General features: G+C 42.3%; 9 protein-coding genes. 7 read left to right on the top strand and 2 right to left on the bottom strand.

The genetic code is table 11. The features are described 5' to 3' along the window. Positions 1–423: 423 nt before the first annotated feature. A complete protein-coding gene (locus tag ACLL8Z_RS13120) occupies positions 424–708 on the bottom strand; it encodes a GIY-YIG nuclease family protein (protein ID WP_411275237.1) in 285 nt (94 codons plus the stop codon). 437 nt (positions 709–1,145) lie between these two features. Between ACLL8Z_RS13120 and dxs the strand changes: the two genes are divergently transcribed. The 3 genes from dxs to ACLL8Z_RS13105 are packed head-to-tail and all read left to right on the top strand — an operon-like array spanning position 1,146 to position 5,316. After that, complete coding sequence (gene dxs / locus ACLL8Z_RS13115) at positions 1,146–3,074, top strand: 1-deoxy-D-xylulose-5-phosphate synthase (RefSeq protein ID WP_411275236.1); 1,929 nt, start codon at positions 1,146–1,148, stop codon at positions 3,072–3,074. 33 nt (positions 3,075–3,107) lie between these two features. After that, positions 3,108–4,391, top strand: coding sequence for a lipopolysaccharide biosynthesis protein (locus ACLL8Z_RS13110; RefSeq protein WP_411275235.1), 1,284 nt, complete (start codon positions 3,108–3,110; stop codon positions 4,389–4,391). 55 nt (positions 4,392–4,446) lie between these two features. Next, positions 4,447–5,316 (top strand): glycosyltransferase family 2 protein, encoded by an 870-nt coding sequence (locus tag ACLL8Z_RS13105; RefSeq protein ID WP_411275238.1) that lies wholly within the window; start codon positions 4,447–4,449, stop codon positions 5,314–5,316. A 176-nt stretch (positions 5,317–5,492) separates the two neighbouring features. Here ACLL8Z_RS13105 and ACLL8Z_RS13100 read toward each other — a convergent pair whose 3' ends face one another. Beyond that, the gene (locus ACLL8Z_RS13100; RefSeq protein WP_411275234.1) at positions 5,493–5,813 is read right to left on the bottom strand and encodes a GIY-YIG nuclease family protein; all 321 of its coding nucleotides are present in this window, start codon (positions 5,811–5,813) and stop codon (positions 5,493–5,495) included. 465 nt (positions 5,814–6,278) lie between these two features. Between ACLL8Z_RS13100 and ACLL8Z_RS13095 the strand changes: the two genes are divergently transcribed. From ACLL8Z_RS13095 to ACLL8Z_RS13080, 4 genes are all read left to right on the top strand, one after another. Next, complete coding sequence (locus tag ACLL8Z_RS13095) at positions 6,279–7,646, top strand: O-antigen ligase family protein (RefSeq protein WP_411275233.1); 1,368 nt, start codon at positions 6,279–6,281, stop codon at positions 7,644–7,646. Next, on the top strand, positions 7,618–8,754 hold the full coding sequence (locus ACLL8Z_RS13090) for a glycosyltransferase family 4 protein (protein WP_411275232.1): 1,137 nt from the start codon (positions 7,618–7,620) through the stop codon (positions 8,752–8,754). Before ACLL8Z_RS13095 ends, ACLL8Z_RS13090 begins: the two co-directional genes overlap by 29 nt. A gap of 13 nt (positions 8,755–8,767) precedes the next feature. Continuing rightward, complete coding sequence (locus ACLL8Z_RS13085) at positions 8,768–9,454, top strand: methyltransferase domain-containing protein (RefSeq protein WP_411275231.1); 687 nt, start codon at positions 8,768–8,770, stop codon at positions 9,452–9,454. Between the two features lie 84 nt (positions 9,455–9,538). Beyond that, positions 9,539–10,142, top strand: a 604-nt coding sequence (locus tag ACLL8Z_RS13080; RefSeq protein WP_411275230.1) for a class I SAM-dependent methyltransferase, incomplete at its 3' end; no start/stop codon positions are given.

Genomic DNA, 10,142 nt, shown 5'->3' with positions numbered 1-10,142 from the left:
GGCCCTTCGAACTGGGGAAGTTGAATTTGGAAATTGTCGTTTGGCTGCATGGGGTGTTTTAAAAGTACGGGGAATTTTTGGGATCTGAGGTCTGAGGTCTGAGGTCTGAGGTCTGAGCTGGGCGGAGAGGCTGTTCCCCGATTTAGTCGGGGATCTCGTGCAGACGCGGCGCAGCTCGCGTCCTCAAGATATCTCAAATTTCCCGGGCTTTAAACCACAGCGGAGCGACAGTACATTTGATAAATTTCATGCAAGAGACATTTGCGTACGACACGTGCCGGTCGACACGTGCGGCTGTAGCCGCGTGTCAATAACGAGATCCCCGACTAAATCGGGGAACAGCCCCCGACCAGATCCCGGGTCTTGCCCGGGAGGGAACAGCCCTAATCCCGCGAATCAGTCGGAGAAGAGCCCCAAAAGCCCTCACCAATCGTCAGCCAGATCTCTCCATTCACCATTTTCCCGTTCAACTAACCTATTTTTCCATTCTCTCGGCCAACGCTTTATTAATCGTTCCCGCGTAAGCGCTTCGTCGGCATCAGTATGCCCTTCGAACCAGACTAATTTTACACAATTATATTTTGCGGTAAACCCTTTGGCGGATTTATTCTTATGCTCGAACACGCGGCGGCTCAGGTCATTTGTCATACCTGTATAAAGCACTTTGTTGTATTTGTTGGTTAACATGTAAACAAAAAAGGTTTCCATACAGGAATGTAGGAAATGTGAGATTGAAAGAACGATTTTAATTAGTGTACGGCTGTTCGACTGTTCCCCGATTTAGTCGGGGATCTCCTGCAGACGCGGCGCAGCTCGCGTCCTCAAGATATCTCAAATCCACCAGGGCTTTAAACCACAGCGGAGCGATAGTACATTTGATAAATTTCATGCAAGAGACATTTGCGTACGACACGTGCAGGTCGACACGTGCGGCTGTAGCCGCGTGTCAATAACGAGATCCCCGACCAGATCCCGGGTCTTGCCCGGGAGGGAACAGCCCCGTCCGACTTCAGACTTCCGACCTCCGACTTCCGACTTCCTACTTCAGACCTCCGACTTCCGACTTCCGACGTCAGACCTCAAATTCTTTCCCCAAAAGTTTCATAAATACCTTATTTTTGTTCCTTAATTATTACATCACCTACATGGAAGTTAAGGCAGGCGAATTTCTTGAGCAGATAAATTATCCTTCTGACCTGAGAAAGTTTAAGGATACGGATCTGGTTCAGATATGCAACGAGCTCAGGCAATTTATTGTTGATACCGTTTCTGTCAATGGCGGTCACTTTGGATCAAGCCTGGGTGTAGTGGAACTCACTGTGGCTCTCCATTATGTACTAAACACTCCTTACGACCAGCTGGTATGGGACGTAGGCCACCAGGCATACGGCCACAAAATCCTGACCGGCCGCAGGAATTCCTTTCATACCAACCGGATCTATAAAGGCGTCAGCGGATTCCCAAAAAGGTCTGAAAGCGAATACGATACTTTTGGGGTAGGCCATTCATCAACCTCAATTTCCGCGGCCCTGGGAATGGCTGTTGCTTCAAATTTTAAGGGCGAAAAAGACCGGCAGCACGTTGCAGTAATTGGGGACGGTGCCATGACGGGCGGAATGGCTTTCGAAGCTCTAAACCATGCGGGTATAGAAAACTCGAACCTGCTGGTGATTTTGAATGATAACTGTATGTCAATAGACCCTAATGTGGGCGCCTTGAAAGAGTATCTGACTGACATCACGACTTCAAAATCATATAATCGCTTTCGCGACGATATCTCATATGTACTGACCAAAATTTCTGATTTGGGCCCTAATGCCCATGAAATAGTCAAGAAGGTTGAAAAAACTATCAAAGGCGGCTTATTGCAAAGAAGCAATTTCTTTGAAGCATTTAAGTTCCGCTATTTCGGCCCTATCGACGGACATGACGTGAAACACCTGGTGAAAGTGCTGAATGATTTGAAAGATATTCCGGGACCGAAATTGCTTCACTGTGTTACCGTTAAGGGTAAAGGCTACGCTCTAGCTGAAAAAGATCAAACCAAATGGCATTCACCCGGCCTATTCGATAAAATCACCGGAGAAATCCAGAAATTTGTATCGAACAAACCCTCAGCTCCAAAATACCAGGATGTATTTGGCAATACTCTTTTGGAACTAGCCGAATCGAACAAAAAGATCATGGGGATTACCCCCGCTATGCCATCCGGCTCATCCATGAATATTATGATGAAAGCCATGCCTGACCGGGCATTTGATGTGGGTATCGCGGAGCAGCATGCTGTCACTTTCTCAGCCGGCCTGGCTACCCAGGGAATGGTACCTTTCTGCAATATCTATTCAACTTTTATGCAAAGGGCCTATGATCAGGTAATACATGACGTTGCCATCCAAAAGCTGAACGTTGTTTTCTGCCTTGACCGTGCCGGTTTCGCGGGATCAGACGGTCCTACACATCACGGCGCATACGACCTGGCCTATATGCGCTGCATCCCTAATATGATCATCTCGGCTCCAATGAATGAAGAAGAACTGAGAAACCTAATGTACACTGCCCAGCAGGAAAACATGGGGCCGTTCAGCATCAGGTATCCACGCGGTAGTGGTGTCATGTCAGACTGGAGAAGGCCGATGAAGGCAATTGAAGTGGGTAAAGCGCGAATGATCTGCGACGGAGAAGATGTGGCTATATTAAGTATTGGGCACATTGGAAATGAAGCTGCCAAAGCATGCCTCGAGTTGAACACTGAAGGGATACATCCCGCTCATTATGATATGCGATTTGTAAAACCGCTGGACGAAACTGTTCTGCACCACGTATTTACGAAGTTTAAAAACGTAATAACTATTGAGGATGGGTGCATACAAGGGGGAATGGGAAGCGCAGTACTTGAATTTATGGCTGATAATAACTATTCGTCAAACGTTGTAAGACTTGGAATTCCTGATAAAGTAATCGAGCATGGAGAACAGCCGGAACTTTGGGCGGAGTGTGGGTTTGATAGTAAAGGGATTGTGAAAGCTGTTCAAAAGCTGGCTATCAGCAGGACGATGAAAAGCCTTGCAGGCTGATTAGCCAGGACAAACTAACCTAAATTAGCATTAATGCTAAGTAACTCTACTTATTCTTTAAAAAACGTCCGGGCTACTCTGAAAACTTCTATGTTTTCAAATTTTCTGAATTTAGGCAGCATTCAGGTGTCAAATGCCGTTGTCATGATGCTGCTTTACCCCCTGCTAACACAAAAGGTTGGTCTGGAAGCCTTTGGTCAAGCTATGGTTGCCAATGCAAGCGCAGTATTACTGGGAGTAATCGTAAATTTTGGCACAAGCCAGTCCGGCATAAAGGAAACCGCTATACATAGGAACGATAAGGCCGAACTTTCAAAGATATTCTATTCGATTTTGATGCTAAGGTCTTTATTGTGTCTGGCCGTAGCAGGCGGCATTATTGCATTTCATTATTCAGGCTTTCCCATCAGCCGGTATTTTTTATTCGCTATCCCCCTGGTGTTAGCTGAAATATTAAATCCGCTTTTTATTTATTTGGGTAAAGAGAGTCTCACTCTATTTAACGCGTCTAATCTCCTGGCGAAAATCCTTATCATCATTCTTGTGATCTTTCTGATTCAAGGCTCTAAGGAAGCACACTGGATAAATTTCATATTAGGAGCAGTTCATTTTGGAATCTACCTGCTTCTCTTAATCAGGATTGCTATTATTAGTCAACTTCGCTTCATCTTACCCTCATTCACTGGATTTACAGAAATGATGAAGAGCAACTTTTATCTGGTAGGAAATAATTTATCAGTTCAACTTCAGCAGTCTTTAATGCTTCTGATGTTGGCAAAATGGGGTAATAATGACTGGCTGGGGGCATACTCATTATGTGACAAGATAACCTGGTCGGGGCGGCTTCTAATCATATCTGTAAGCAACTCCGTTTACCCTAAAGCTGCTTCTATATTCCATTCCGATCCTGAATTATTCAAGTTATTTAAAAAGAAGATCCGCAGAATGCTTTTCGTGGTGTTTACCTCGTTTTCGATCTTCTTAATCGCATTCGCTCCGCCAATAGTCCAGCTGATCGCAGGTCAGCCAAATGCGAATGCAACCTTTTTACTGCGAATAATGGCTTTATTACAAGTACTAGCCGCCCTTAATTCATTTAACGTGATAGAATTGCTTATCCGGGGTAGCAATCTGTACATTTTCCGTATCGCATTAATTTTATTTGTTATTGCGATGGTTCTATCTGTAAGCATCGCGATGAGCAGGAATTTATTTTTCCTTGGATTATATACCCTAATTATCGAGTTGTTTGCTTTATTAATGTATGAGTATGTGATATACAATGATAAGGTACAAATCACCCGGGCAAATGGATAAACACACAGCTGTTATTCTTATTAATTGGAATAGTTTCGAATGTACATAGGATTGTATCGAATCTCTGAAAATGATGGATTATGATAATTTTGACATCATTTTGGTCGATAATGATTCAACAGACGGATCGGGGGATAAGTTGTCCTCCGACTATCCCGAAGTAATATATCTCAAGCTCCCGGACAATCGTGGGTTTACCGGAGGCAATAATGCTGGAATCAATTACTCCCTGAATCACAACTACAAATACTCGCTTCTTCTGAACAATGATACTTTTGTAGAGCCAAATTTCCTCGAAATTTTGGTCCGTTACCTTGCTGAAAACCCGGCAGCAGGAGCCATTCAGCCAAAAATATATTTTAATCATAACAGGTCACTGTTATGGAACGGCGGCTCATGGTTCAACCCATGGATGGGAAACGACTATGTTGAAGGTACTGGAAAAACGAGATCAAAAACTAGCGAGAGCCTGAAAGAACCAGACTGGCTTACGGGATGTGCATTAATGATCCGTAATGATGTGATCAAAAAAGTCGGACTGCTGGATGAAAGTCTGTTTATGTATTATGAGGACGTGGATTATTCCTTTCGGATAAAGGAATCCGGATACGCATTGATTTATCATCCTGAAAGTGTGATTTATCATATCGCAGGGGCATCTACCAGGGCAAAGAAAAAAGGTAAAGAAGGTTTTCTTGATCCCATTGTGCACTATTACCTGGTCAGAAACAGGATTTGGTTTCTTAAAAAGTATCTCAAGCCCAGACACAAGATAACTGCATATTCTTGTGTATCCTTATATCTTGGAGCGATGCTTAGCTACTTTTTATTAAGAAGACGCTTCGCCAAATTTAACATAACGATAAAGGCCATACGAGACGGCATAGGTTCGCGCTTTCCCGGGAATGACAGGCAGGTTTTCTAGATTGTTAATTAGTTAGGCTCCCGCAATCGTGGGGATGGCAGGCACGTCTTTTAGATTGTCAATTAGTTAGGTTCCCGCTTTCGCGGGAATGACAGGACGTTTTTAAAGATTGGGAGGGGGTTAAGGCGGCCGGGGGCCGCCTTAACCCCCTCCCCCAATACTCTCAAACATATTTGTCATTCCCGCGAAAGCGGGGATCCATGAGTTAACTTAAACCAATCAGCAGCCAGATCCACCCAATCTGGATTACGCTTTTCAACAAGTTCATTCTTCCAACTCCTGAGCCACTTTTTTATTTGCTTCTCTCTCCTGATAGCGGCATTTACAAGTGTGTGCATTTCGTAAAATACTAATTTGGTGCAATTATACTTACTTGTAAAACTATAAACCTGCTTTTGCCTATGCTCAAGTACTCTTCTTTTAATACTATTAGTTACGCCAACGTACAAAACAGTATTACTTTTGTTAGTTAGTATATAAACAAAATACTCTTGCATAGATAAAAGTACCCCTTGCATGTCACCAACAACGCCAAAACCTTACAAGCGCGGCATTTCATTTAGCATGCGGTTATAAACTCCGATCCCGGCCTCCGAGCCGGGATCTCCTATAATTAACAAAACATCTGTCATTCCCGCGAAAGCGGGAACCCAAAACCTTCCAGCGGAAGCATAATCCTAAATCCACCATCCTGGACACACCAGCTAAAACATCTATCATCCGATAGCTATCGATCCCGCGAAAGCGGGAACCTCTAGACCGGCGTGTCTAAATAGTGGGGAAAGCTTAATGACATTGCGCGAAAGCGCCAACCTAAAATCTAAACCGAACACTAGTGACCCCTAATTTGACTTAATTATCGTGTAAAAGGTTAAAAAAAATTAGATTTGCCCTTACTTTGATTTCCAGATCATATTCAGCTTCTTGTAAATATGCTCCTTATATTCCCTTTAATATACATATTGTCATTTCTTTATGCTGTAAAGGAAATATTTAAAGGTAATTCTCAGGGCCTCATTGTTTACCTGATATTCGGCCTGTCGCTTTATACAACGGCACTCGCTTTAGTTTTTAATTTTGGATATCGGGGTTTTCTCCCGGTTCTCCAATCTTTCAAAGAGGTTCTGGTAGTAATTGTGTTTTTAAGCTGCTTATGGAATCTTAAAAGAAAACTGACATTTCACTTTGTTGACTACGCGGTAGCGGCGTTTTTTTGCTATACACTTCTTTATGCAATACTACCAATCGGAGAGCAGGGGCTTGTAAATCGGTTTATTGCTTTCAAGACGACCTCTTTCTTTTGTGTTGTATACGCTGCTGCACGATTGATTGATCCAAAAACGATCTTTATCAGCAAGTATTTTCACTACATCATGCTGCTTGCTGTTTTCACCGCAATGGTATTAATGTATGAGGTAAGGCGCGATTTGCACCTGCAGTCACTAATTGGCCTGGCCGACTTTAACTATTATGTATTCAACCTTGACCCTTCGGGAAATTATGGGTTAAGCTGGACTTTCGAGTCACTGGGAGGTTTCAAACGTTTTGCCAGTATTTTCGCCAGTCCGCTCGAGCATGCTGGTGCAACATTGATCGCTCTATCCGTTATTGCCGGCGTTTATACAAAGGATGATTACACGTTTAAGCCCGACCTGCCCGGGTGGCTGGCACTGGGTGCAACGGTATTATCTATTATTTTCGCAATCTCCAGATCGGCCTTTATAAGCTATTGTATAATAGTCTATTGTTATTCCAAAATCACTCATAAGAAATTACTCTTGCGCATGATCCATTTTGGCATAGCGGCTGTAGTACTTTACTTTATCTATTATCTTAGTCAGGAAGACAGGTATGATGAACTTGTCCAGGATGTCGTCATCGATACCTTAAACTTTACCCATCCCTCCAGCGTCGGCCATGTATTAGAGTGGATCCAGGGCATAATGTCTATATATACCAATCCCTTAGGGATCGGAATGGGTTCATCCGGACGAATCGGTGGCTCGCTTGGGGAGAATATAGGCGGTGAAAATCAGTACATAATCATCGGAGTCCAGGCTGGTATAATTGCCTTATGCCTATATTTGAGCATTTATGTTTCCTTACTCAGGAATGCGAGGAAATGGTACAGGAAATTAACGAACAAAGAGCGGCAGCTCGCATTAGCGATATTACTTATCAAAATTGGGTTTATTATCCCATCACTGACATCAGAAACTGAGTCGTCAGTTTATATTTCCTACGTCACCTGGTTTCTAACGGGAATATTCATTAGCATAATTTCAGAAAAACGATTAAAAAATGACGAAGCCGTTAGTAGTGGGAGTTGATATACGGGACCTGAGGATAGCTAAAACCGGCACAGGCACCTATCTGAAAGAGCTTTGCATTGAATTTAAAAAACTGGAAAGCCCTGAAGTAAAATTCCTCTTTTTCGACACTGGTATTGGCGTCTACACTGGCGAAATTAAAATATTGAAACTACTGGAACACGTGAGATTACAGGTTTGGAAACAAATTCAATTACCTCTAAAAGCCTGGTTCAGTAGAAGCAATGTTTTGTTCTGTACGGATAACATTGTTCCGTTTACGCAGATAGGTTATAAAACGATACCAGTTATACACGATGCCTTCTTTTTCGAAAATCCCAGCCATTACAATCGCATCTGGTTATGGTTTTATAAAAATCTTGCAATTCCTGCCGCCAGGAAGTCCGCATTTGTAATTACTCCTACAGAATATGCGACCGATCGGATTCATCACTATACCGGGATAAATAAAAATAAACTAATAACAGTATGTGAAGGGCCAAAATCATTTGTACTGCAGGAAACCACAGGCCCGCATGGATCAAAAGTTCTAAATGAATTTGATTTTGAGCGTGGAGATTATATCTTGCATGTCGGGATAATGGATAAGCGTAAGAATATTCCCGCTTTAATTTATGCCTTCAAAAAGTTGAAGGACGATGGGTATCGGGGAAAATTAGTGCTCGTGGGAAAGGCCGACTCTGTAAAGTTAAATAGTGATTCACAGGCAATTGCCAATGCAATAAAGAAAAATGAACTTGAAAACGACATCGTAATCACGGGATATTTATCCGATAAAGATTTGTCAAAGGTATATGCAGGAGCCTTATTATATGTTTTTCCCTCAACAAATGAGGGCTTTGGAATACCAATTTTAGAAGCTTTCAGGCATAGACTTCCGGTAATTGTAGCGGATAACACCTGTCTGCCCGAAGTCGGTGGCAACGCCGTGTTATCTTTTAATCCTTACGATACAGAAGAAATATTTCAAAAAATGAAGTTAGTAATAGAGAACGAAGAATTACAGCACGAAATGATTGAGAAGGGATCTATTCGCTTAAAAGAATTTTCATGGGAAAAGGCAGCGAAACAACTTTTGGAAATTTTTAAAAAGGCCCACAATTCTTAATAAACTAAAAGCAGTGTATAAGATCAACTTTCTCGCAAGTTCAGACGAAAAGACCTCCCTGGGTAATAAGTTCAGGGAAAAGCGCTTTCAGTTTTTTCATTCATTAATCAAGCCTTTGATTGAAGAAAAGCGAAGCTCAGGCACTCTACCATTAAATATACTTGATTTAGGGGGAACAGAGTCCTATTGGGTCAACATGTCCTATCACTTAAACCCGGACGTAAGGATTAAACTTGTTAACCTTGAGCAATTCATTACATCTCATCCCAACATAATTAGCGAGATCGGCGATGCTACCAATCTCCACGGATATGCCGATAAAGAATATGACATTGTGTTTTCAAATTCAGTGATCGAACATCTTTATAATTTTGAAGCTCAAAAGAAAATGAGTGCGGAGGCCCAAAGGGTTGGCAAAATGCATTTCGTCCAAACTCCTAACAAACATTTTTTTATTGAAGCCCATTATATTCTACCGTTCTTTCAATACCTTCCTAAGAAACTGCAATATCCTCTACTCACCCAGACTCCATTAAGCCGTGGAAGGAAGTGGGATAAAGTTTTCGCCAGGCAATATGTCGACGAGATTCGTCTTTTGTCCCTGGAAGAAATGACTTCCTTATTTCCTAAAAGCAAGATTTACAAGGAAAAATTCATGGGGATGACGAAGTCTATAACGGCACACAATTTTGACCTGTAACCTATCAGTAATTGATTCTACGCTGCAGATCCAATATCAGCGTGTTTTAGTATTTTGCCCCCATTCCTATATCAGAATCATTGTATGAACAACACAGCCTGTCCGTTATGCAAAGAAAGTGAGTCGGAAACACTTTTTGAGATTCCGCATTTCGATGGGATAATCTATTCTATAAACAAATGCGTTAAATGCAGGGCTGTGTATACTTTTTATGAACAGGATGTTGACGTCAACGAATATTATGATGGTAAAGATTATACTGTAAAAGATACCCGCAAATCGATTTTCTTCCAGATCCAAAAATCGGAATATGGGTCAGTGATTAATACCATACGAAATATCACGGAAAATAATAAGCCTTCCATGCTCGACTTCGGATCTGGCAAAGGTTTGTTTCTCCATTTTGCAGCAATTAAGGGTTTGAATGTCAAGGGCATCGAAAGCTCGCAACCAAGGGCGGACTACGCACGAAAGTATTTCAACTTAGATATAAATACAGAATATTATACATCCGGAGCCGTGTTCAATACCCCTTTTGATGTAATCACTATGTTTCATGTACTGGAACACCTGACAGCTCCTGCGGAACTTTTAAACAGTTTGGTCATGTCCAATTTAAAACCCGGGGGCTTGTTAGTTGCCGAAGTGCCGAATTTTGGAAGCTGGCAGTCTAAATGGGCTGGCAATA

This window comes from Daejeonella sp. (assembly GCF_046590655.1).
Taxonomy (GTDB): Bacteria; Bacteroidota; Bacteroidia; order Sphingobacteriales; family Sphingobacteriaceae; genus Daejeonella.
The sequence above is the reverse complement of the archived record's forward strand: the minus strand, read 5'-3'. Positions and strand labels throughout refer to the sequence as shown.